General features: G+C 62.0%; 26 protein-coding genes and 1 tRNA gene. 5 read left to right on the top strand and 22 right to left on the bottom strand.

Translation table 11 applies throughout. The annotated features are described in order from the left end of the window. Positions 1–14 precede the first annotated feature (14 nt). Together BO996_RS15090 and BO996_RS15085 are read left to right on the top strand one after the other, a co-directional pair. The gene (locus BO996_RS15090; protein ID WP_013802818.1) at positions 15–1,022 is read left to right on the top strand and encodes a class 1 fructose-bisphosphatase; all 1,008 of its coding nucleotides are present in this window, start codon (positions 15–17) and stop codon (positions 1,020–1,022) included. Positions 1,023–1,048: 26 nt separating this feature from the next. Next, a tRNA-Thr gene (locus BO996_RS15085) sits at positions 1,049–1,124 on the top strand. 46 nt (positions 1,125–1,170) lie between these two features. Here BO996_RS15085 and BO996_RS15080 read toward each other — a convergent pair. The 6 genes from BO996_RS15080 to BO996_RS15060 all read right to left on the bottom strand — a co-directional run bounded on the left by BO996_RS15080 (position 1,171) and on the right by BO996_RS15060 (position 6,042). Continuing rightward, positions 1,171–2,181: a tyrosine-type recombinase/integrase gene (locus BO996_RS15080; RefSeq protein ID WP_071955370.1), complete on the bottom strand. Its 1,011-nt coding sequence runs from the start codon at positions 2,179–2,181 to the stop codon at positions 1,171–1,173. Then, entirely contained in the window at positions 2,178–3,368 is a 1,191-nt protein-coding gene (locus tag BO996_RS15075; protein WP_083571159.1) for a replication initiation factor domain-containing protein, read from the bottom strand. The genes BO996_RS15080 and BO996_RS15075 overlap by 4 nt, the downstream gene beginning before the upstream one ends. Before the next feature lie 236 nt (positions 3,369–3,604). Continuing rightward, positions 3,605–3,838 (bottom strand): hypothetical protein, encoded by a 234-nt coding sequence (locus BO996_RS29090; protein ID WP_156897962.1) that lies wholly within the window; start codon positions 3,836–3,838, stop codon positions 3,605–3,607. Next, entirely contained in the window at positions 3,835–4,260 is a 426-nt protein-coding gene (locus tag BO996_RS29085; protein WP_156897961.1) for a hypothetical protein, read from the bottom strand. The genes BO996_RS29090 and BO996_RS29085 overlap by 4 nt, the downstream gene beginning before the upstream one ends. Positions 4,261–4,646: 386 nt before the next feature. After that, positions 4,647–4,919: a hypothetical protein gene (locus BO996_RS15065; protein ID WP_071955364.1), complete on the bottom strand. Its 273-nt coding sequence runs from the start codon at positions 4,917–4,919 to the stop codon at positions 4,647–4,649. A 424-nt stretch (positions 4,920–5,343) separates the two neighbouring features. Continuing rightward, positions 5,344–6,042 (bottom strand): SOS response-associated peptidase family protein, encoded by a 699-nt coding sequence (locus tag BO996_RS15060; RefSeq protein ID WP_071955361.1) that lies wholly within the window; start codon positions 6,040–6,042, stop codon positions 5,344–5,346. A 551-nt stretch (positions 6,043–6,593) separates the two neighbouring features. Here BO996_RS15060 and BO996_RS29080 point away from each other — a divergent pair. After that, positions 6,594–7,703, top strand: coding sequence for an Ig-like domain-containing protein (locus BO996_RS29080; protein ID WP_156897960.1), 1,110 nt, complete (start codon positions 6,594–6,596; stop codon positions 7,701–7,703). A gap of 568 nt (positions 7,704–8,271) precedes the next feature. On the opposite strand, the gene BO996_RS15050 is transcribed toward BO996_RS29080, so the two are convergent. Then, on the bottom strand, positions 8,272–8,469 hold the full coding sequence (locus BO996_RS15050; protein WP_232240321.1) for an HNH endonuclease: 198 nt from the start codon (positions 8,467–8,469) through the stop codon (positions 8,272–8,274). Between the two features lie 63 nt (positions 8,470–8,532). Here BO996_RS15050 and BO996_RS15045 point away from each other — a divergent pair, with 63 nt between their 5' ends. After that, the gene (locus tag BO996_RS15045; RefSeq protein ID WP_141441621.1) at positions 8,533–8,772 is read left to right on the top strand and encodes a hypothetical protein; all 240 of its coding nucleotides are present in this window, start codon (positions 8,533–8,535) and stop codon (positions 8,770–8,772) included. A 189-nt stretch (positions 8,773–8,961) separates the two neighbouring features. Further along, a complete protein-coding gene (locus BO996_RS15040) occupies positions 8,962–9,330 on the top strand; it encodes a hypothetical protein (RefSeq protein WP_071955357.1) in 369 nt (122 codons plus the stop codon). 130 nt (positions 9,331–9,460) lie between these two features. On the opposite strand, the gene BO996_RS15035 is transcribed toward BO996_RS15040, so the two are convergent. From BO996_RS15035 to BO996_RS14965, 15 genes are all read right to left on the bottom strand, one after another. Beyond that, on the bottom strand, positions 9,461–9,784 hold the full coding sequence (locus tag BO996_RS15035; protein ID WP_071957117.1) for a hypothetical protein: 324 nt from the start codon (positions 9,782–9,784) through the stop codon (positions 9,461–9,463). A 225-nt stretch (positions 9,785–10,009) separates the two neighbouring features. Continuing rightward, positions 10,010–10,546, bottom strand: coding sequence for a hypothetical protein (locus tag BO996_RS15030; protein ID WP_232240320.1), 537 nt, complete (start codon positions 10,544–10,546; stop codon positions 10,010–10,012). Between the two features lie 204 nt (positions 10,547–10,750). Further along, complete coding sequence (locus tag BO996_RS15025) at positions 10,751–11,992, bottom strand: MFS transporter (RefSeq protein ID WP_071955356.1); 1,242 nt, start codon at positions 11,990–11,992, stop codon at positions 10,751–10,753. A 109-nt stretch (positions 11,993–12,101) separates the two neighbouring features. Next, positions 12,102–12,854, bottom strand: coding sequence for a 4'-phosphopantetheinyl transferase family protein (locus tag BO996_RS15020; protein WP_071955354.1), 753 nt, complete (start codon positions 12,852–12,854; stop codon positions 12,102–12,104). Position 12,855: 1 nt separating this feature from the next. Then, the gene (locus tag BO996_RS15015) at positions 12,856–13,290 is read right to left on the bottom strand and encodes an excinuclease ATPase subunit (RefSeq protein WP_071955352.1); all 435 of its coding nucleotides are present in this window, start codon (positions 13,288–13,290) and stop codon (positions 12,856–12,858) included. Between the two features lie 48 nt (positions 13,291–13,338). Then, the gene (locus tag BO996_RS15010; RefSeq protein WP_071955351.1) at positions 13,339–13,734 is read right to left on the bottom strand and encodes a hypothetical protein; all 396 of its coding nucleotides are present in this window, start codon (positions 13,732–13,734) and stop codon (positions 13,339–13,341) included. Continuing rightward, positions 13,731–14,990 carry a beta-ketoacyl-ACP synthase gene (locus tag BO996_RS15005; protein ID WP_071955349.1) on the bottom strand — a complete coding sequence of 420 codons (1,260 nt, stop codon included), beginning with the start codon at positions 14,988–14,990 and terminating at the stop codon, positions 13,731–13,733. Before BO996_RS15005 ends, BO996_RS15010 begins: the two co-directional genes overlap by 4 nt. Then, positions 14,987–15,730 carry a 3-ketoacyl-ACP reductase FabG2 gene (locus BO996_RS15000; protein WP_071955347.1) on the bottom strand — a complete coding sequence of 248 codons (744 nt, stop codon included), beginning with the start codon at positions 15,728–15,730 and terminating at the stop codon, positions 14,987–14,989. The genes BO996_RS15005 and BO996_RS15000 overlap by 4 nt, the downstream gene beginning before the upstream one ends. Continuing rightward, positions 15,727–16,206 carry an ApeP family dehydratase gene (locus BO996_RS14995; protein WP_071955345.1) on the bottom strand — a complete coding sequence of 160 codons (480 nt, stop codon included), beginning with the start codon at positions 16,204–16,206 and terminating at the stop codon, positions 15,727–15,729. The genes BO996_RS15000 and BO996_RS14995 overlap by 4 nt, the downstream gene beginning before the upstream one ends. Before the next feature lie 12 nt (positions 16,207–16,218). After that, entirely contained in the window at positions 16,219–17,430 is a 1,212-nt protein-coding gene (locus BO996_RS14990) for a beta-ketoacyl-ACP synthase (RefSeq protein WP_071955343.1), read from the bottom strand. Further along, positions 17,427–18,035: a DUF3261 domain-containing protein gene (locus tag BO996_RS14985; protein ID WP_198041234.1), complete on the bottom strand. Its 609-nt coding sequence runs from the start codon at positions 18,033–18,035 to the stop codon at positions 17,427–17,429. The genes BO996_RS14990 and BO996_RS14985 overlap by 4 nt, the downstream gene beginning before the upstream one ends. A 65-nt stretch (positions 18,036–18,100) precedes the next feature. Beyond that, the gene (locus tag BO996_RS14980; RefSeq protein ID WP_071955339.1) at positions 18,101–19,351 is read right to left on the bottom strand and encodes an NAD(P)/FAD-dependent oxidoreductase; all 1,251 of its coding nucleotides are present in this window, start codon (positions 19,349–19,351) and stop codon (positions 18,101–18,103) included. Positions 19,352–19,365: 14 nt separating this feature from the next. Then, positions 19,366–21,741, bottom strand: coding sequence for an MMPL family transporter (locus BO996_RS14975; protein ID WP_071955337.1), 2,376 nt, complete (start codon positions 21,739–21,741; stop codon positions 19,366–19,368). A gap of 9 nt (positions 21,742–21,750) precedes the next feature. Then, on the bottom strand, positions 21,751–22,455 hold the full coding sequence (locus tag BO996_RS14970) for an outer membrane lipoprotein carrier protein LolA (protein WP_232240319.1): 705 nt from the start codon (positions 22,453–22,455) through the stop codon (positions 21,751–21,753). Further along, positions 22,452–22,892, bottom strand: a complete 441-nt coding sequence (locus BO996_RS14965) for an acyl-CoA thioesterase (protein ID WP_017406826.1) — start codon at positions 22,890–22,892, stop codon at positions 22,452–22,454. The genes BO996_RS14970 and BO996_RS14965 overlap by 4 nt, the downstream gene beginning before the upstream one ends. Between the last annotated feature and the right edge of the window lie 20 nt (positions 22,893–22,912).

Below are 22,912 nucleotides of genomic sequence, written 5' to 3'. Positions count from 1 at the left end.
TAGGAGTTGAACCCATGAAGAAAAACGTCAGCCTGACCCGCTACCTGGTCGAGCAGCAACGCGTGGACGGCCTCATCCCCGGCCAGCTGCGCCTGCTGCTGGAAGTCGTGGCCCGCGCCTGCAAGCGCATCAGCCAATCCGTCAACAAGGGCGCCATCGGCGACGTGCTGGGCACGGCCGGCAGTGAGAACGTGCAGGGCGAAGTCCAGAAGAAGCTGGACATCATCGCCAACGAGGTGCTGATCGAGGCCAACGAATGGGGCGGCCACCTGGCAGCCATGGCCTCCGAGGAAATGGAAGGCATCTACCTGGTGCCCAACCGCTACCCGCACGGCGAATACCTGCTGATGTTCGACCCGCTGGACGGCTCGTCCAACATCGACGTCAACGTCTCCATCGGCACCATCTTCAGCGTGCTCAAGAAGCCCGAAGGCCACCCCGGCGTGACCGAGCAGGACTTCATGCAGCCCGGCACCCAGCAGGTCGCCGCCGGCTACTGCATCTACGGCCCGCAGACCACCCTGGTGCTGACCGTGGGCGACGGCGTGTCCATGTTCACGCTGGACCGCGAGCAAGGCTCCTTCGTGCTGGTGCAGGAAAACATCCGCATCCCCGAAGACACCAAGGAATTCGCCATCAACATGTCCAACATGCGCCACTGGGACACCCCCGTCAAGCGCTACGTGGACGAATGCCTGGCCGGCGTGGAAGGCCCGCGCGGCAAGGACTTCAACATGCGCTGGATCGCCTCCATGGTGGCCGACGTGCACCGCATCATGACCCGCGGCGGCATCTTCATGTACCCCTGGGACCGCCGCGAGCCCAACAAGCCCGGCAAGCTGCGCCTGATGTACGAAGCCAACCCCATGTCCTGGCTCATAGAGCAGGCCGGCGGCGCCGCCACCAACGGCAAGCAGCGCATCCTCGACATCCAGCCCACGCAGTTGCACGAACGTGTGAGCGTCATCCTCGGCTCCAAGAACGAAGTCGAAAAAGTGACGCAGTACCATTCCGAGGCATGAATTTGCCGTTATAATTTTTGTCTGTCGCCGGTGTAGCTCAGTTGGTAGAGCAGCTCATTCGTAATGAGAAGGTCGAGGGTTCGATTCCTTTCTCCGGCACCAAACAAGAAGCCCCTGGTTCGCAAGAGCCAGGGGCTTTTCTGTGTAGTCAGAATGTCCCGGCGAACACATTATCAAGGCGCGACGCCGCGATCTGCAAGCCTTCCGGTGCCACATGGGCATAGCGTTCGACCATTTCCAAAGTCTTCCAGCCGCCCAGGCGCTGCAGTTCATGCGTAGGTGTGCCGGCCTGCCGATGCCAAGTGGCAAAGGTATGCCGTAGGTCATGCCAGCGGAAATCCTCAATGCCGGCGCGCTTGAGTGCAGCCCGCCATGCCTTCGTATTCACCTGCACGATGGGACGGCCTTCGTAGGTAAAGACATGGGTCGGATGATCACCCTTCCGCTTGTGCAGCACCTGCATGGCTGGCTCGTTCAGCGGCACTGCATGCGCCTTGCCGTTTTTATGATCTTCCGCGGCCACCCATAGATGCTGACGCTCCAGACTGATCTGGCGCCACTGCAGCTTGGTGACGTTGCCCTGCCGCAAGCCGGTGGCAACTGAGAAGATGGCCATATCGCGCAGGTGTTCGGGCAGTTGCTCAAGCAGACGAGCGAACTCGTCTTTCGTCAGAGCTCGGATGCGTCCGCCCTTGTCCCGCAGCATCCCAACCTTGGGCACACGATCCAGCCATTCCCAGTCGTTGCAGGCCTTGCGCAAGATCGCGCGCACCAGGGCCATATAGCGATTGACAGTCCCAGGCGAAACGCCTTTGGCTCGCTTGGCCTTCACTTCATCCAAAAGTGCCCGATTGATCTCGTCCAAAGCTTTCCCCCCTAGATGTGGGTGGAACCACCGAAGCATGGACTTGTCCCAGGCCTGCGTCCGCTTGTGCGTGGTCTCCGCCAAGAATCGCTCTGCCGCCTCATCCCAAGTGCGGCGAGGTTTCACATCCAGCTTGTCCTGCTCCCAACGCTCAGCCTTGATCTTGTCGTGGTACTGCTGTGCCTGGCGCTTATTGGCTGTACCGCTGGAAATTTGCAGGGGCTTGAGCTCGCCCTTGATCGGCGAAAGTCGAATCCACCAATACGGCGAATTTGCACGCTTGTAGAGGCTCATACAGCACCTCCCCGCAGTTCCCAATCCAGCATCGCTGGGTTGTGTTTGACGTGATAACTGTAGGGGTCTATGCGTGCTGGAATTCCTGGCCGGATCAACTTATCGACCACTACGGCATAGTCGCCCTGCATGACCTGCATCATGAGGTTAATCAGCTTGCCGCAATGCTGCTTGGCGTTGCTCACCGCAGCGTCGAACGCGATCTGGGCCGCCTTGGCAACGGTTTTGATTACCGACTGCTCCTGGCTCAGGAACGACAGACAAGGGTAAGCGCCAGCAAGATAGTGGCTAGGACGTACAAGGATGTCATACGGGATGAACCTGTCTTCTGCGCGCCATTCGACCTCGACGCGCGTCCATGGGCTGGAGGGATCACCGAGCTGCTTACCCTTCTCGTAGATGCGGGCGTACTTGCCACTCGCGCGGTTTCCAATGCCTAGGGTGCGCCCCTTTGTGGACGCATCCCCTTCCAGCCAGTCCCCGTAGCAGGCATGGACCGGTTTACGCCCACCAGCGTTGAAACCGCCTCCCTGATACTGCTGTATGGCCCAGGCGATGGAAACCAGCTTTCCCGCGAAGTCGTCATAAGCCAAGTCAGCTCGCTTGATGGTGGCCCGATGCCGCTCCAGCCAGCACGCCAGCTCAGCCCAGTTTCTGACCATGGAGCATCCCTTGCCCATGAGGCTGAAGTACACCCGGCCTCGCTGGCTCTCGCCACCCCAAGCGATGATGCCCGCGCCATCACCGAAGCGAGCCGAGAAACGGAAGCCAAACAGGCCCTTGCGATGTTCCACGCTCTCGATATCGAGGAATGCAGACATCTCCTGCAGCACCCAGGCATAGGAAAGCTCATCTGGAGGGACAACAGAGAAAGCCAGGGCGTCAATCAGGGCAACGCCATCCCGCACGGGCTCAATTGGCACAACGTGCCGAGTGATGGCGTAACCCCGCGTAGTCACGTGCAGTTCAACCGGCTCGCCGGTCTCGAGATCAATCCCCGCGCAATGCGGCACCTGCTTGGTGTTCTTTCTCCCCGTGGTTACTACACGGGGAAGATCGGGCCGCCCGTGGTCACTGTAGCTCTTCGTTGCCGCTGGCAGCGCAGCCGGCGCCTCCCCGCAAAGCGGGGCCCCACCCGCTGCGCTGCCAGCGTCTATCCAAGAACCCGAAGAATCAGAAAAGGTCATGCGAACTCCATGCTCTGGGGTTCGCTGCGTACAGGGAGATAGCCATGCCGCAGCGAACCCTATGTTGTAGGGATTCGCAAAAGCAACTTTGGCTGATGGTCACGCCGGGGCATGTTGTGGCAATGATCGCCGCCCGCATGGCAAGTTGACCGGGTGTTTTAAGGTTTGACCGGGACACCACTCCCGTCTTTTGCAGTGCCGATGCTAATGCGAATACCTCATCTAGCGCAATAGCATCAGACTGATGGTGTTGTGTCCTCGTCGTAGCTGGGATCGTCTGGAGACCGAAGTGAGTACGTCACGCGGCCTGTTGTGGGATCAACTTCTTGCACGACTCGAACCTTCGGATTCGAAATCAGCCCCCTGGTCATCGGGTTGCGAAACATCGCTTCCAGCATGTCAATGGTGGACAGCTCAGCCGGCTCCCGTGAGTGCTCAAACACAGTTCGTGGCTTGCGTGGCTGGTTCATTGCTTGCTCCACCCATCGACAGCTTCAGAAGCTGCAGCCGCAATGCCAGCAGCTATGCCCATGCTCCGCAGCCAGCGACGAACCACAATGGCATCTTCTCCCTTGCTTGCATTAGCCAGTCTCAGCAGCAGGGCTGTGCTGCTGCAAAGCTGCTTGGACGCCTGCCCTAAGGTCATGGCAGCGGCCTGCTCCTTTGCGCAGTTCCAATACGCGTCGCCTTGAACGCGCAGACCTTGAGAAAACTGACGCTCTTCATCTTGCACGCAGTCTTCAGGGGGTTGCACCCCCTCCTTACGCTTCGCTCCAGCCCCCGAGGGGCCTTCGTCCCCTCCGCTTTGCGGCCCCTCCCCTTTTGTCCCCAGGGTGGAGCGCTGCTGACGTTGCGAAAGCCCCGCCAGATGGTCTTTTCCACGGTTCTGCATCTGTAGCTCCGATGTAGTTGAACATTCAAAAACACCGGGCCCACACTGACCCGTACCAGAGGGAAGAGAACTCTACGAGTCCTTCGTAATGAGAAGGTCGAGGGTTCGATTCCTTTCTCCGGCACCAAAAACATAGCATCCATGCGGGTTCCGCAAGGATTCTGAGGGAAATTGGGGAAACTCAATTTCCCTTTTTGTTTTGCAGCTGCCAAAGCATGCCTGAGCCTCGGCAGCTCAAGCCACCTGTTCAGCCGATGGCGCTTGCAGCTGGCTCGCCCGCAGCGGCGCTTCTTCCTCAGGCCTCTCCGTACCCTCACCAGCACACCAAGTGCCTTCAACTTACTCGGATTTCAGATCCGACCAAGACAGTTCGGGCTGCGCTCCCCCTACCCGCCGAACTGTGAATGCAGGCTCACTAGCCGCTGCGCCAGCGTCTCGGCGTCGTGGCACATGGCATAGAGAGACGTGGTGCCGATGGAGACATGGCCATACCAGATGTGGAATCCCTCTAGTCGCAGCAAGTTGCCAACGGAATAACCATCTCGGATTGCACCGGAGAGAGTTGCCGCCTGGAACTCGAAGAGCTCGACATTCCCATGCAAGATCCGGTCCGTATAGCAACCAGAAACCTGCATATCTATGTGCAGCGTGTAGATCATGGCTTGACGGCCTTGCATAAGTTCCTGATACCGGACGCGGAGTGATCTTTATCTTCCCACTCAGTCTTTTAACAAAAAATATGCGCAGCAAATCTTGACGAGATGCGGTACGGCAATTTCAATAGAAATCCGCTACGGTGTAATAAATTTTGTAGCAACGACAGAAATCGCAACTCCAAAGAAAAAAACTAAGATATTAAAAGATTCTATTATTTTTGTCTTCATAACAATACAATATGTCCAGAATACAATCATGAAAAATGAGAAGCAAATTAATTGTATTGCAATGAATAGCAGAATCTCATAAATATTTAATTCCATGCTCTCACCATTCTCAACAAGATTACCAAGCCTAATTTATAGCTGATTTCCGCACGAGAAAAAACTTGATAAATTACCACGCGATTGGATAGCAAGCACCAAATTAACCACCTGCCTTTAATGCGCGCAACTGCTCAAGAGGCAACAGAGCTTCTTCGTCTGGGTTTTCTGCCCCGCTCTTCAACGTCCCCATCATGGGCAACTTAATCAATGAATCTGCTTGGGCCGGAGTGCAATGCAGCCAAGCATCCCAGTCTTGGCGCTCCAGAACCACCACACACCTCTTTTCTCTGCCAGGCCTGTGCATGAGAGAGAGAATTGGATGCACTCCGGCATCTTGTGTGATCACCGTGTAGTTCGGCACCTTCTCTCCGCTCACCGGATCGATCCATTCACTATAAAGCCCTGCCAACATTGCAGGCTTTCCGTCGGAACGCCGGAACATCCAATTAATACTGCGACCAGATAAACCAGAGTAATTCTCGATCCAGCTGCTCACTGGAATAAGACACCTTCGGCCTGCATGCCAAGACGGGCCAAAGACGTAATCATTGCTCAACGTTTCTCTGAACGCTTTTTCCGTTGACATAGGGGAACCATCCAAATTTAAAGGACGCCTGCTTGGCGACGTCGTTGGAATCAACCCCCATTGCCCAACTTCTAAGCATTCACATGCTTTAATATATGGACCGTATGCCAATGGAACTATATATACACCCCACCCCTTTTTAGGAGCAGGTCCTTGCAGCGGATAGAGTTCGTCAATATCAGAAATATCGGGAGAGCTATATCTATTACCCATGCCGAGAGCCTCTTGAATCGCTATTCAGGATTTTCACAGAGCGGAATTCGCAAGCTTACTAAACAAGCATCCGCTTCGAACCAAACCCATCCTGTTTTGCTTAAGCAAAATGCTCAGTTTTGCGTTATCGATAGGCCATTCTCATCATGCCCTACAGCTATCGACAAGTAACATCTCATGCCAAAAATTAACATTTTTTTATAAAGTCATTCTGCGTTGCAGATCCGACTTCGGCACTGCAATAGCTGTCACCCCAGATTGACCTGCGGTTAACACAAAAATCCATGTTGCATACATTTCTCACAACAACTACATGGAATTTAGATGTAGGTATTAACCCTTAAAATCATGTATCTAGACGCTTGTTCGTTAATCGTTGCTGGATTGTTTGAACCTGCTCTCGGCCTCTTACATACCGCTAGCTAGCAGTGAGCAAAGGCTAAGTGCCCCCAAAATCCTCTTGACAAACTTTCACAAAAACCCTTATTGATAATAAGAATGATTTCCATCACGCTCCCCTTCTTCATAAATTCCCTCTATGGACGATCAACATGCGTTTTGGAATACCGACACCAAAAGAATTGGCCTTTCTGGTGATTTTTTCTTGGGTCACGAGCAGCCAGGCGGCGACATTTTCAACCTTCATCGACGACCAAGCCGGTTTCCTCTCTGCCATTGGTTCAGGGACATTCGCCACTCATGAAGATTTCAGCTCCTCTGTAAACCTGAAGCCCATAGGAAGCGCAGGAAATCCGGATATTTGGAATGGCTTCACTGTAGAAGCTTACGGCTCCAATATAAGCACTGCTTGGTCTCCTTCAAAATATTGTCACGCATTAAATTCTGGATCAGGGACATCAAATTATTTGGAGGAGTGTCTATTTTGGAACCCCCGCGCACCAGCAGTTCCAGGAATATTTGCCGCATTGAACACGGAGAATGGCATTTCCTTTAAACTAGCCAACTCAGCAACTGCCGCTTTCAGCTTCGATTTCGTCGATTGGAACGATTTATTTGAGAGATCTAATCTTCAAATTTTTGCAAGCGATGGAACGAGCGCAATAGTTTCTGATGCCACAAACGTTTCTGATTCCCCACCTCAGAAATTCGGAGTGACTTTGTCTCCTTCTGATATTGCGGCTGGTCTCTTCATAAAAGAGATTCGCTGGGTGGGCCTTGATTCAACGGGTGAAGTTGTCGGCTTCTACAACTTCCAGACTTACACCAATCCAAAAATCCAGAACAATCTGCCGATAGCCAATCCGGACAAATACTCTATACCTAACTCGCCCACCATACTAAATATTTTGGCGAACGATACCGACGCAGATTCGGATACTTTGCAAATCACCAGCATTAATGGAAATCCAATTACTCGCGGTACTCCATCAAACATTTTGATAACAGGCGGAAGCATCGGAGTCTCGGCAGCAGGAGAAATCACCTTTTCCCCCTCTGGCAATACTACAGATCCTATCTCATTTCAGTATGAGATTTCTGATGGCCGAGGCGGAACATCGACCGGCAATGTCACCCTTACAAACATAACGCCTCCCAAACCGACAATCACTGCAGTACCAACCATTGGTGAACTTGGATTAGTCGCTTTGTCTTCGATAATCGCCTTTTTGTCGTTGTTACTCCGACGCAAAGCCAAATAAATCAAGAGAACCGCTGCTAATAAGATTCTTTGAAGTTGTCAGATAATTTACTGCACTTACTTCTGCTTTGAGACTAGACGCGTCATCAGGGGTCGCACGCAGGCTGTAAGCGCGGCCAGCAGCCGCACCTCGTAGCCCTCGCGGCGGTCGATCTCGACCAGGGCGGCTCGACTGTCGCAGGCCGACCCGTTGCTGAAACCAGGTGTTGCGCTACATCGAGTCGGAGGGTTTGCCAAAGGAGTTTGGCGACTGGGGAATTCAGCTGACCGAAAGCGCCGGGGCTTGGCATCTGACAGAGGTTGACATCAGGGGGTCAAGTCCGCCCGTTCCGTTCTTCACAAGGCATGAAGCTGAGCTAGCTATGGTCCTTCTGCGCCGGCAGACGATTGAACCCTTTGTCAGCGGGGCACTCGACGGAGCTGGCTAGACGAGAGACCGCTCCTGGCCATGAGCGGTCCACTACCGCACGCGCAGCAGGAACAAACGCCGGTCAGCGCCAGTTACTGCGCCGCCAGAACAGCGACTGGTCCCCGCGATGCGGGGTGATGTGGTCAACAACCGTGGCCGCCTAGACCCTGCCCTGCACCTGGCACATAAGGCACAGCGGGTGCTCGCGCAGGAACTGCTCGCCCGCCTTCTGCCACTTGTAGCCGTAGCCCCGCTGTGCTGTCTGGTCGCTGGTGCGCCAGCTGCCGGCCTGCATCGTCTGCACGCGACGGTTGTCCAGCACGGGCAGCGTACTCTTCAATGTCTGGAGCTTGGACATAAGGATGCCGCCTGCCTATGGCCGCCAGTTAAGATGCATCTTTAAACCTACTGGGATAAATTTTTGAACAATGAACGTATGGATGTGCTCGCCGGTGAACTGAGCGCGCTGGCCACTGTCGTGGTGCGGCTGATTGAGACCATCACACCTGAGCAAGCAGCCCACGCTCATGAGGCGCTTCTGATTGACCGAGACGCCATCCGCATCGGAACTTCTACCGGTGGCCCAGAGTTGGAGCTCGCGACAACCGAACGCGCTCTTGACAACTACCTTTCCCTGCTCATCGACGTAGCAGAGAGCTGAGCGATTCGGCGGCGAGTGCCGTTGCACACTCGCAAGCCTCGCATCCCCCATGCCATCCATGCTTTGCATGGATGCTTCTGATGGCGGCGGAAACAACGAAGCCACCCGAAGGTGGCGCAACCACTGTGCAAACATGTGTACTCCCCCGGTCTGGGATGAGTCACTTAACGTTCTCTATAGACTGGTCCGATGACCGAGCCATTCGACCACGCCGATACAAACGCCATCCGGCTGCGGCTACGCAGCTACGAGGAGCGTTGCACGCTACTGTTGCGCGCAATCGGCGACAACAAAACGGTCACCGCACGGGTCGAGCAGATCAGGGACCAATACATCGCGCTCAAAAGAGATCTCAAGGCCGATGCCGCTGCCACGCGTCGCGCCGGGAAGGACCCAGCTTGCGCAGTTGCTGCATTTTTTTCCCCTGCAGTCAATGAGGCAGCTCTGCACCTGAAGCCAACCTCCGGCTCTCATCCGATAGCGGGAAATTGGTTGTCTGCGGTGTATGACGCGCGGATTGATATCTGCCACTACCTCGCGCAGCTTGACCGCAACTGACCAGGCAGCGTCAGCGGGGTCACTGAAAAAAAACCTACCAAAGCAAGCCAGGGTAGGTAACTGCTGGACGGAGCCAGCAGGGGAGGGATACGAAGCGTATCAAGAAGAATTTATGGCAGGTAGGACGCCTTCAGGCCTCACGCGCTACTGTCGCCATACCCGCTGCCTCTCCGGCTCCAGCGCCTATCAAGCCTCCCAGGGCGCCGCCAACAAAAATGCCTGCAGGGCCAGCAGCTACGGCGCCGACTCCCGCCCCCACCACTGCGCCAACCATCATGAAGCCGGCCACCATGGTTGACTTTGATTCACGGACTGACTCCTCTTTGGTCATCCGAATCTGTGCGGAGGGATCAGGATCTTGCGAGGGCACACCATGCCCCTGAACGGCCTGCTCAGCAAGATCCGGGTCAACAGGCCGTCCCAGCAGGTACTTAAGCGAAATCGATGAAGTCATGGCGCTCTCCTCAGAGATGAGGAAGATAGAAACACCTCGCCTCACCTTCGTTGTACTCCCTGCTGCTCACTCGCACCTGTGGTCCAGTCAGCCGGCGCAGCGTAAGGGAAGGCGCTCTCCCGCCTTCGCAACATTCATTCGCTCTGTACCCGGAAAAACAAAGCCCGCGGGCATTGACAGCGGGCTAGTGATCTTTAGGGACGTGTGATGTTTCCCCCCATCGCTTCAATGTCTTGCCAGACTCACCGCCTGGGCTGCAACCACCTTCAGGCCCTTCATCAGCTTCAGCGCGGCGATGGTGCCGCAGCGGGCGCGGTCCACATGCTCGCCAATGTGCTCGGAGATCAGCAGGCCCTCGGCTTCGTGCGGCACTTCACGGGTGCCAAAGCCCTTGCAGGTCTCGCAGATCGCCATCTCGCCCAGCTTGACGCCGCCACATCCTGGGCACTTGCGGTCGCACCACCACAGCAGCACGTCGGTCAGCTTGGCGCGGGCATTCTTGATGCCCTGCGCCAGCACCCAGGGCATGAAGCCGGCGTGCGTGTCCAACAGGCGGCTGTACTGCGGCAGGCTGCACAGGATCTGCATGCGGCGCTCCATCTGCCACCGGCCCTCGGCAACGCGGGCGCCAACCATGTCGAGTCGGCCGCGGCTCTTGCGAGGCAGCTGCTCGACCACGTGCTGCAACTGCTCCTCGGTCACCCCCTTCACGTCGATCTGTATTCGGTAGGTGCCGGAGGCAGTTTTCTTGGGCTTCGCCATGGGGGAAAAGTGGCGGAAATTGGGGGCAAACGTTGTGCAAACATGTATTTCCGCTGCACATGCCGCTTTTTGAAACAATCAAAACTTGTTGATTTGCATGACTTTGTGCAAGACAAGCACATACCAACACAGCTATTCGATTCCTTTCTCCGGCACCAAACAAGAAGCCCCAGATTCGCAAGAGTCTGGGGCTTTTTCGTTGGGTCATGCTTGTGGCTTCGCGCCTCCTGCGCGCGCCGCCATCCGCACCGCGAGGGCCGACAGTACGGCGCTGCCGCCCGCCAGCAGGATGGACGATGTGTAGCTGCCCGACAGATCGAACAGCAGCCCCGCCAGGCTGCCCCCTGCCACGGCAGCAATACCGACCGACACGTAGAGCGCACCCAGAATGGCGCCCAGGCTCCGCGTGCCAAACCAGGTGGCAGCCACGGCCGGGTACAGCGCGATGCAGCCGCCATTGACTGCACCGAATGCCAACGCGAATCCCGCCAGGGCCGTGAAGCCTTGCGCCATGGACCACAGCCCGCACAGCAGGGCCAGACTCGCGGTCAGCAGCATCAGAAAGCGCAGCGGCCCCATCCTGTCGCCCAGCCGCCCCAGCACCAGACGCCCAAGCACATTGCCGACGCCGATCAGCCCGATCAACAGATTGGCCTGCGCGGCCGGCAGCCCCTGCTGACGTGCCAGCGGATTGATGTGGATCAGCGCCAGGAACAGGCCGATGGAGCCGAAGAAGATGGCGGCGAAATACCACCAAAAGCGCGCCTGCCGGACCGCTTGCCCCAGGCCGACGCCCACCACACCTTGGCCCGTCTGCCCCGCAGCCTTGGCGCCGCCGGGTTGGATGCCATCGGGATGCAGGCCCAGCTCCTCGGGCCTGCTTCGCAGGGCGGCTGCGGCAGCCAGGCCGGCCAGTGCGATGGCTGCGGCATAGACCTGCATGGTCAGTTGCCAGGACAGATGCTCCATGAGTGCGCCAGCCACCACGGGCCCGAGCAGGGTTCCAAGTCCGGTGCCGGCAAGCGCGATACCCGAAGCCGAACTGCGCCGCAGCACGAACCAGCGCTGAATGGTGGAGACAGCAGGCACGTAGACCAGACCAACTCCCAGCCCGACCAGCGCACAGAAGGCACCCAGGAAAGCCGCCAGCGATGATGTCAGCAGGCTGCTGGCCGCAAATCCCAGCGACAGCAGCACAATGCCGGCCGAGGTGACGGTGCGCACCGAGGTCCTGTCGCTCCAGGCGCCCGAGAACACGCCGACGGCGTAGTAGATCAGTGCCGTCAATGAAAAGATGGAAGCCGTGGAGAAGCTGCTGGCGCCGAACTGTGCCTGGATGCTGAAAAAAAATGCCCCGAACGAGTAGGCGGCACCAAAAATCAGCGCCAGCAGCACATGGACGGCGCCCACGATGTACCAACCCCGGAACAGCCTGCCTCGGTCCATATGCATCTCCTTGATAGGGCTGACTGCAGTTGTCTATACATGCTCAGACATTAAGTATCAACCCGGAGATCACAGGCCAGCGAGATCACCAGCAGTTGCCCGTCAGAGGTCAGGCAAGCTCAACGAGCCGCCAATCCGAAACTGCGTGCCAGGCCACCTCGCCCTGCACGTACATAGCCACCTCGGGCAGGGGCCCAGGCATGCAAAGCGCCAGGCACACGGCCTGTGCATCGCAATCCCTGCCTTGCCACAGGCGGCCGTGGGCGAGGGGCTGCCGGGCCGTGTCGAGCGCAGCGGAGGCCGGTGCCCACGCAAGCTGCCGCATCCGGACAAAGTCCAGGCCCTGGCCCAGGCTCTTGAAATAGGCCTCCTTCAGGCTCCACAGCTGCACCAGGCCGTGCTGCAGGCGGGCTCCGTCCTGCGCCTGAAGCCATGCGTGTTCGGGCGGGGAGCACACCATCTCGGCCATGGCATGCACGTCGCGCTGGCGGCGCTCTGCCCGCCGCTCAATGTCCACGCCCACCGGGCCTTGTGCGGCGGCGCAGGCCAGCCAGCCGGCGCTGTGCGAGAGGCTCAAATGGGGCTGCGCTCCAAAAATGCCGCCCTCCCCGCCTTGCTCCACGTAGGGAGCGGCATTGCGGGGCGCTGCCAGCCGCCAGGTCGATGCGGCATCTTGCCCGCCGGCCAGCAGCAGGCGCATGGCATAGCGGCAGGCGATGAATTCGCGCTGGCGCGCCTCGCGCATGCCGGCATGGCGCTCCCGCTCCGAGTCCGTCAGCCAGCCCGCAGCCAGCGACTGCGCATTTGCCCACAAGGGCGCCTGCGCACCCACCAGCAAGGCGCAGGCGGCCGGCGCGCTCAAATCACCGGCCTACGCGGGCATAGGTGCCCTTGAAGGTGACGCCGGCCATCACATTGCCTGCACGGCATTCGAAATTGACTGGATCCCGGGTGGATTGCTTCTTGTTGAAGCTGTGCAGGTCCACCACGGCGTTGGCACCCTTTTGCTTGGCCTTGGCCTCGAAGGCGATCAAGGCAGACAGCGCTGCCCAGTTGCAGGCCGTGGCATCGTCCTTGCCCACGCCGTTGGTTTTCTTGTTGGACACGTCATCGCCCAGCTTTTCGGAGATGGCGGGCGTGCTGGCACCGGACAGGTGAAAGCTCACGCTGCCGTCGAGCTTGCCCTGCTCCAGGCCCAGCTTCACCACGTCGGCCAGCGGCAGCATCACTGCTTCGTTGCGGGCATGTACCGCCGTTGCGACCACCAGCGCCATGGCTGCCAAGATCATCTTTCTCATGGAAACTCCCTCTCTGTAAAAAAAGCATGGAACAGGGACAGCGATGGACTACGGGGTACTGATTTTCTTCATCAGATTCCGGACCCAGCGGTTGTAGTTGGGATGGATCTCCCGCTTGCCATCGCCTTCCGAGTAATTCAGATTCACGCTGTGCAGATAGCTGATCCGGTAGGTATCTGTGTTGTAGTGCACCGCGATGTTGACCTGGTGCTTGCCTTGCTTGTCGTAGTGCAGCTCCAGGCGGCCCGGCTCGTCGCCGACCACCATCCAGCCCAGCGACTTTGCCGCCACCACGATGCGATCGTGCAACTGCTGCGTCGTGGTCTCGGGCGAGGCGGTCCACATGACGGCCGGGGGTTCATAGATGTCTGTGCTTCGTGCCACCGCGCTGCCTGCGGCCAGGGCAAGGACCAGGACAATGGCGGCGGTTCTCGTCTGTTTCATTTCACTGGCTCCTGTTGCTTCCAACGTCGAAAAATCAATGAGGTGTTGATGCCGCCAAAGGCAAAGTTGTTGCTCATGACGATATCGGTGTGCAAGGCACGCGGCTCGCCCATGACGTAGTCCAGATCGGCGCAGCGCGGATCGGGTTGCTGCAGATTGGCGTTGGCTGCGAACCAGCCTTCACGCATCATCTCGATGCTCATCCAGGCTTCCAGCGCGCCGCAGGCGCCCAGCGTGTGGCCCATGTAACCCTTGAGGCTGCTGATGGGCACCTGGCTGCCGAGCACTTCGCGGGTGGCCTGCGATTCGGCAATGTCCCCCTGGTCCGTGGCCGTGCCGTGGGCGTTGACGTAGCCGACCTCCGAGGGTTCGATCCCCGCGTCTTCGAGCGCCATGCGCATGGCCTGGGCCATGGTGGCGGCGTTGGGCTGCGTCACATGGGTGCCATCGGAGTTGCTGGCAAAGCCGATCAACTCGGCCCGGATGCATGCGCCCCGGGCCAGTGCATGCTCCAGCTCTTCGAGCACGAAGGTGCAGGCGCCCTCACCCAGCACCAGGCCGTCGCGCCGGGCGTCGAATGGACGGGGAGTGCACTCGGGGCTGTCGTTCTTGACGCTGGTCGCAAACAGGGTGTCGAACACCGCCGCCTGCGTGGCATCCAGCTCCTCGGCCCCGCCGGCCAGCATGGCAAGCTGCTTGCCGCTCTGAATGGCCTCGAAGGCATAGCCCAGGCCCTGGCTGCCCGAGGTGCAGGCGCTGGACGTCGTGATGACGCGGCCCGTGGTTCCGAAGAACACGCCGATGTTCACTGCCGCCGTGTGCGACATCATCTTGATGTAGGTGTTGGCGTTGATGCCCTCGGTGCTCTTGTCGGCCATCATGCGGCCGAAGTCGCCGATGGCCGAGGGCGTCCCCGCAGAAGACCCATAGGACACGCCCATGTGCCCGCTTTTGACGAAGGCATCGCCCAGCAGGCCGGCATCGGCAAGTGCCAGCTCGCTGGCGCGCGTGGCCATCAGGGCAACGCGGCCCATGCTGCGCATGGTCTTGCGGTTGTAGTGCGCCGGCAGATCGAAGGATGGCACGGTGCTGCCCAGCCGGGTGCTCAGGCCCTCATAGGCAGCCCATTCCTCCATCACCCGGATGGCCGTTCGCCCGGTGCGCAGTCGCTCCCGCACCGCAGACCAGTCGTGGCCCAGGGGACTCAAGGCGCCCACGCCCGTGACGACCACACGCCGTTTGCTTGCTGCGCTCATCCCACCATCCCTCCATTGACGGAGATGACCTGGCGCGTGATGTACGAGGCCTCGCCGCCCATGAGGAAGGCGACCGCACCCGCTACCTCGTCCACCGTGCCCATGCGGCGCATGGGAATCAGCGCCAAGGCATGTTCGAGCACTTCCTCGCTGACCATTTCCGTGTCGATCAGGCCGGGCGCCACGCAATTGACCGTGATCTCGCGCTTGGCCAGCTCCACGGCCAGGGACTTGGTCGCAGCGATCACCCCGGCCTTGGCCGCGCTGTAGTTGGCCTGCCCCCGGTTGCCCATCAGGGCGGAGACCGAGGCAAGCGTCACGATGCGTCCCGGCTTGCGGCGGCGCACCATGGGCATGACCACCGGGTGCAGCACGTTGTAGAACGCATCCAGGTTGGTATGCACCACGGCATCCCACTCCTCGCCCGTCATGGCAGGGAAGGCGTTGTCCCGGGCGATGCCGGCATTGCAGACCACGCCGTAGTAGGCGCCGTGCTGTTCCATGTCCGCCTCAAGCGCCTGAGCGCAGGCAGAGCGGTCTGCCACATCGAACTGCAGCACGCGGGCCTGGCGGCCCAGCGCAGCAATGTCGGCCACCGTCTGCAGGGCCTGCTCGCGGCCGCTGCGGCAATGGACCACGATGTCGAAACCATCGCGCGCCAGGCGCAGGGCGATGGCCCGGCCTATGCCCCGGCTCGACCCTGTCACCAGCACCGTGGCTGGCTGGGCGATTGCACTCATGCTTGTCCAACTCCTTCTTGCTCCAGCGCCTGTATGAATGCGCTGCCATTGTCTGGTTCGTAAACGGATATGCGGGCCTGGGCGAGCACGCTGTCCTCGCCCAGGGGCTGGATGCGGCAATCGAACATGCCCAGGCCATTGGTGCCCACCAGTTCGCAGTGCGCGCTCACGCGCAGCACGCTGCCCGGGGAAAAATGCGCGCAGGCCGCCTGGAACTTGCGCGTGCCCAGCAAAAAACCCAGCTTGACGGGCCGCCCGGCCTGCACCGCCTGCCAGCCAGCCCAGGCGGCCACGGTCTGGGCCATGTACTCCAGCCCCACCCAGGCGGGCATTCCGGCGTCCTGCAGAAACAGGCCATCACGCGGCACGGTGACCTGCGCATGGGCGCTGTCGGCGGATGCATCGAGCAGGCAGTCCAGCAGCAGCATCACGCCGCGATGGGGCATGTAGTTTTCAATCGGTAGAAATGCGTTCATCTCGACGGCTCCTCAGGCAGCGGCCAGCAGCAGGGCGCAGTTGCTGCCGCCAAAGGCAAAGGAATTGCTGAGCACTGCCTGGGGAGCACGGCCCAGCGCCATACCCGGGCGGACCACGGCCAGGGCGGGCAGTTCGGGCGCCTGCTCGCCATCCCACCAGTGCGCAGGAAGCCGGCCCTGCGGGTTGTCGTGCAGCAGGTGCCAGGCCATGGCCGCTTCCAGCGCCCCAGCGGCCGCCAGGGTGTGGCCGGTCAGCGGCTTGGTGGAGCTCACGGGCGTTGCTTCGCCAAACACGCTGTGTATGGCCAGGCTTTCCATGGCGTCGTTGTGCACCGTGGCCGTGCCGTGCAGGTTGATGTAGTCCACGTCACCGGGCCGCATGGCCGCACGCCGCAGCGCCTGCTCCATGGCCTGGATGGCGCCCTGGCCGGATGGGTCGGGGGCCGACATGTGGTGGGCATCCTGGGTCTCGCCCCAACCGGCCAGGCGCACGGGACCCGGCTCACGCGTCAGCAGGAAGAACGCCGCACCCTCGCCCAGGTTGATGCCGCTGCGCCGGGCAGACAGCGGGTTGCAGCGCTTGTCCGACACGGCCTGCAGCGCGCTGAAGCCGGCCACGGTGAAGGCGCACAGCGCATCCACCCCGCCGGCCAGCACGGCATCGACCAGGCCGGCCTGCAGCCAGCGCGCGGCAGATGCCAACGCCTTGGCCCCGGAGGAGCAGGCGGTGGAGAGGGTGTGCGCCGGCCCCTGGATGCCCAGGTGCTGGGCCAGGAACTCCGACACATTGCCCATTTCCTGCAAGGCGTAGTCAAAGTCCTGCGGGAACCGGCCCTGTGCCTGCCAATGGGCGGCAGCGGCTTCGCCCTCCTGCACGCCTGCCGTGCTTGTGCCCACCACCACGCCCACACGCGCCGGCCCCCAGCGCGACAGTGCCTGCTCCACCGAGCCGCGCACGCCCTGGGCGGTGTGCCATGCCAGGGCGTTGTTGCGCGATCGCTGCGACGGCGGTGCCCAGTCCAGCGTGGGAAGCACCACGTGGGGCGGCAGGCAGCCCAGCGGCAGGTGCCGGCCCGGGCTGTAGCGGTCGCTGCACTGCAGGCTGTCGGGGGCCTGGGTGGCGAACAATGCGGCGCGCAGGCTGGCCGCATCGGCGCCCAGGGAGCTGGTGGCTGAAAGGGTTTGCACAAACACGGCCTGTGCCGTCGGGGTGATCGCGGTCATGCGCCCTCCCCTGCATTGGCACAGGGACGCATGCCGCCGGGCGAGGCAACGCGCAGTTGCCAGGCGCCTGCGGCATACAAGATCTCGAATGCATCGCCGCCGGCAGGCCGGATCTCGACGCGCGTCTGCCCTTGGTGAGACAGGCGTCTGGCCGATCCGCTTGCCGAGCCGCTGGCCGATCCGCTGGGTGTTCCGACCTCTTGCAGCATCCAGGACGCGGGCAAGGCCCTCGCAATGGCGTCCACCGGCCACAGCGCCAGTTGCATGTCGCCGAGCACCTGCGCCGGCGCCAGTTGCGCCGGCCACCAGCGTGACAGCTCGGTCTGCAGTTGCTGCCCATCCCAGACGATCACGCCCACGCGCTGCCCCAGGTGGACCAGGGCCAGGCGCACCGTCTGCGCATCGACCTCCAGCAGCGCGTCCAGTTCCTGCGCGGGCTGGCCAGGCGCCTGTACCACCAGATGCTGCTGCAGCGCCAGCTCGCAGCCCAGGGCAGCCGGCGGCAATGCCAGCCGCGGCGGCGTGGCATCGCCCTGCGGTGCACGCGCCTCTGGTGCGGTGGAGCAGCCTGCCAGCGCGCTGGCCGTGATGATGGCAGCGCTCACGGAGCACGCCGCGCGCAAGACCGGCGCATGCCGGCGCGCAAAAGCCGGGAAATCGCGCAGCCGCCTCATGCCAGCACCCCCTGCGCAGGCTGGCAAAGCTGGCTCAGCACGTTCAGGCGGCGCTCTGGCTCGGCCACATAAGGGTTGCGTCCATCCCAGGCGTAGCCGGCGAGGATGGACGAGATCATGCGGCGGATGTCCGGCGCATGCGACGGGTGGAAGATCACATCCTGGAAGCTGCCGTCGTACCAGCCCTGCACGAACGCACGAAAGGTATCGACACCTGCCTGCAGCGGCTGGGCATAGTCCTGTTGCCAGTCCACCGCCTCGCCCTGCCAGCTGCGGGCGATGCAGTCGGCGGCCAGACTGGCCGACTTCAGGGCAATGGTCACGCCGCTGGAGAACACCGGGTCCAGAAACTCGCCCGCATTGCCCAGCAAGGCATAGCCCGGGCCCCACAGCGCCGTCACATTGGCCGAGTAGCCCGTGAGCGAACGACCCGGCGTGTCCCACCGGGCATTTCGCAGCACCTGCGCGAGGCTGGGCGTCTCGGCAATGATGGCGCGCAGGCGCTCGACCTCGGAGCCCGCATAGCGCTCCAGGAATTCGGGCGTGGCGACAACGCCCTGCGAGCTGCGGCCATTGGAAAACGGAATGGTCCAGAACCACACATGCCGGTGCTCGGGATGCACGGAAATCAGGATCTTGTCGCGGTCCATGTCCTGTGCGGCGATGCGATCCTCGACATGCGTGAACAGGGCCGCGCGCACGGGAAAACCGGAGGGCCGCTCCAGCCCCAGCATGCGCGGCAAGATGCGCGCAAAGCCGCTGGCATCCAGCAGATGGCGGGCCTGCACCACATATTCCTCGCCTTGCGGCGTGCGGGCCGTGACCTGGGGCTGGGCGCCTGCCACGTCCACGCCGGTCACCGTATGGCGATAGCGGATCTCGGCGCCCGCCTTCTGGGCGGCATCGGCAAGCACTTTGTCGAAATGGGCGCGCTGCACCTGGTACGTCGTACCCCATCCGCAGGAGAACTTGTCACGGAAGTCGAAGGCCGTGCGCAGATCGCCCCGGGCGAAGGCCGCGCCGTTCTTGTGCTGGAAGCCCGCCTCCACCACGTCCTGCAGCATGCCGGCCTGCTCGATGTAGGCCATGCTTTGTGGCAGCAGGCTCTCGCCAATGGAAAAGCGCGGGAACTCTTCCTTCTCCAGGATGAGCACCCGGCGCCCCTGCTGGCGCAGCAGGCCCGCCGCCACGGCGCCGGAGGGACCGGCGCCGATGATCAGGATTTCAGTCTGTTCGGTACGTTGCATGTACGGTGTCTTTTTCAGAGAGGGGTGCCGGCAGGCGCCTGCGGCGGCGCGCGAAACAGCGGCGCCAGCACCAGCACCAGCGGCAGGCCCAGCATCAGCGTGACGCCAAAGGCCCGCAAGGCCGGCGTCTGGGACAGGCCCAGCAGGCCGAACGACAGCCAGGTGCTGGCCGCGCCGATCACCACGGCCAGCCAGGCGTGGGGATCGTCCTCGTGCTCCTGCAGGAAGATGCCGTAGTCGATGCCCACGCCCAGCAACAGCATCAGCGCCAGCACGTTGAAAAGCTGCCAGGGCTGGCCCCAGACGGACAGAACCACCGCCACCGCCAAGCTGGCCAGCACGGTGGGCAGCCAGGCTCGCCAGGCCTTGCGGCCAAAGCGCAGCCACAGAGCGGCCAGCACCAGGCCGTGGCCCAGCACCAGCAGTTGCGTCATCGACAGGCGGTAGCGCTGCAGCAGACCGGAGATCTCGGCGGGCTTGTCAACCCAGACCACGCCCTCCAGCCCCTGCGCTGCCTGCGCCAGCCCCGGCAGTGCGGCCTGACCGGCCACGCCGCGCAGCATGAGCATGCTGCGCCAACGGCCATCGCGCTCGCCCAGCCACAGGGGGCCGGCCGCCGCGGAGATGGACTGCTCCAGCCAGGCCTGCACGGTCAGGGGCTGCACCGGTGCGGCGGCAGGCGCACTGAAAGACTCACCCAATTGGGCATTGATCCCTTGCAGCACCTGGTCCTCGACACGGCGCACCAGGGCCAGATCCTCGCTCTGGCGACGGGCGGAAGGCACCCAGTCGGACACAGCCGTGTAACCGGCAAGCTGACCATGCTGCACCAGCACATCAAGCCGCTGCTTGAGCAGCTCCTCGCGCTGTAGCAGCTCCTGGTCGCTGGCCCCGTCGAGCAGGTAGAACTGGGCCGGGCTGGGCAGGCCCAGCATGTCACCCACCTGGCGCTGCTGGGCAACCAGGGCAGGCGCGCCGTTTTGCAGCTGGCGCACATCGTCCTGGATGTTCAGGCGCCCGCCCCACGCCAGCCAGGCCGCCATGGCGGCGCCCAGCACCACCGAACCCGGCAGCGCTGCGCGCCATCGCGGCCAGCCCATCAGGCTCAGGCCTATGCGCCGTGCAGCGGGGCTGGCGGGCATGTGGCCCCGGTCCAGCCAGGGGAACCAGCAGACCACGGTCAACATGGCGGCGGCCAGTCCCACCACGGAGAAAACGGCCATCTGCCGCAATCCCGGAAAAGCCGCGACGCCCAATGCCAGGTAGGCAATCACGCTGGTGCCCAGCGCCAGCCACAGTGCCGGCAGCAGGGAACGCATCAGCGCATGCGGCGTGCGCCGTGGGGCGCCCTGCCGGGCAGCAAAGTAGTGAATGCCATAGTCCTCGGCCACACCCACCAGGCTGGCGCCGAACACCAGGGTCAGCAAATGCACTTGGCCGAAAAGGGCCGCCGTCACGCTCAGCGCCACCGCCGTGCCGATCAGCAGGGACAGGCCCACCAGGGCCATCGGGCGCACGGCGCGAAATGCCAGCCACGCCAGCAGCAGGACAGCGGCAAGGGAGCCCCAGCCGATCGTGTTGATCTCGCCATGCGCCTGCGTGGCCGCTGCCTCGGCATGCAGCGGTACGCCGGCCATCAGCAGTTGCGCATCGGGCCACTGCCGGCGCACATCGGCCAGGGTCTGCTGCAGCGCGTCCTGCAGCACGGGTTCGCCCGACAGGCGAAACGCCGAACCCGACAGCGCGTACTGCAGCAGCACCCACTGCTGTCCCTGCCCGGCAACCCACAGCTCGCCGTCGCGCGGCCGCGCATGGCTTTGCGCAGCGCGCGCCGACCACCAGGGAGTCCACAGGCCCAGGGGATCATGGGTCCAGTCGGTCAACCGCGCCTGCAGGCCGGGCTGGTACAGGTCCTGCAGGACCTGCTGCACCAGGACCTCGCCCGGCGTATGCTGCAGCCGGTCGCGCTGCTGCGGCGTGAGCAGGGACTGGCGCCAGGGCTGGTAGAAATCCAGGGCCGCCTGCATGGAAACCTGCTGCGCCAGCGCCTGCTCGCGCAGCGGCACGGCCGCCTGACGTGAAAGGCTTTGCCGGAACTGCTGTGCGGCCTGTCGGCTGCCGGCCCAGTCGGTCGTACCCAGCAGCACGGTGACCTGGCGCGACAACTGGTCGGCCAGCTGCTGCGTGGCGCGCGTCACCTCGGGCGCCTGTTCATTGACCGGCAGCAGTGCCAGCACATCGGTGTCCATGCGCTGGCCATGCCAGAAATGCCATTGGTGCACGGCCACCACCAGCACGGCCAGCAGCCAGGCCAATGCGGCTGCACGCCACAGAAGGCCGGGACGGTCCTGGCTGCGGGTGTCGTGCGCGGGGGATGGACTGGTGCTCATGGCGCGGGCTCAGTCAAACAGTGCGGCATCCTGCGCACGCAGCGCCTGCTCGGCAACGGGGTTCGCCATCTGGATCTGGCTGCGGTCGCCGCGCGCCTCCTGCAATTGCACGGACTGCACAAACTGCTGGCCGCTCAGGTCCACCGCCTGCAGCCACTGGGCCAGCACGGGGTCGCGCGGCACCAGGTGGAGCCTCCAGCCGGCACCCTGCACCTGGCCGCTGACCTCGAAGTAGTGGGTGAGCTGCGCCAGGTCCGCCGACACCACGGCAAACAGCATGGCATTGATGGTGCGCAGCACGGGCTCGTCCTGCGCGCGCATCTGCACGGCCGTGCTGCCATCGGCGCCGCGCGACAGCAGGCTGTCGGGCCTGACGATCAGCGTCGAGGCAAAGGGCTGGCGCACCTGCCAGGCGATGCCCTTGCCACGTGCCACGACGAAGTCGCCCGAGGATTTGAGCGGCTGCCTGAAGCCCTGCACGGTCTTGAGCTGCGTGAACTGACCACGCACCACAGGCGCGCTCTGCACGCGCTCACGCACCTGGGCCAGCAGAGCCTGCTGTGACACTTGGGAGGCCTGGGCGGTCTGGGAACCGTCGCCAACGCCGGAAACACCGGCAGTAGGCGCGGCCTGCAAGGCAGTCGGAAGAGACAAGGTGCAGGCCAGGGCGCAGGCCATGCCCCATGCAGCCAGGCGCGTCCCTCGGGAAGTCATGGCTGCACCCCCAGCCGTTCCCACAGCACGGGAGGGCAGACAAAGCACATCTCGCGCGTGCGCATGTCCACGGCCACCTGGGTGGTGTGGGCCGTGTTCACTTTCTCGCCCGTGGCGGCATCGCTGATCAGGTAGTCGATGCGCAGGCGGTTTTCCCACTCGGTGATGGTGGCCTTGATCCGGAGCTTTTGTCCGAACAGCGCCGGGCGCACGTATTTGAGACGCATGTCCACCACGGGCCAGCCGTAGCCGGAGTCGCGCATGCGGGGATAGTCGTAGTCGAAGTGGGCCAGCAAGGCGCTGCGAGCCAGTTCGAGATAGCGCACGTAGTGGCCGTGGTAGACGATTTCCATCACGTCGATGTCGTAGAACGCCGGCGTGACTTCGATCTCGTAGCTCAGCCGCTCGCGCGAGGCGATTTCCTGGTCAGTGGCCATGAAGGCTCCGCGTGAAGGGC

This window comes from Delftia sp. HK171 (assembly GCF_001886655.1).
In the GTDB taxonomy this organism is placed as follows: domain Bacteria; phylum Pseudomonadota; class Gammaproteobacteria; order Burkholderiales; family Burkholderiaceae_C; genus Comamonas; species Comamonas acidovorans.
The sequence above is the reverse complement of the archived record's forward strand: the minus strand, read 5'-3'. Positions and strand labels throughout refer to the sequence as shown.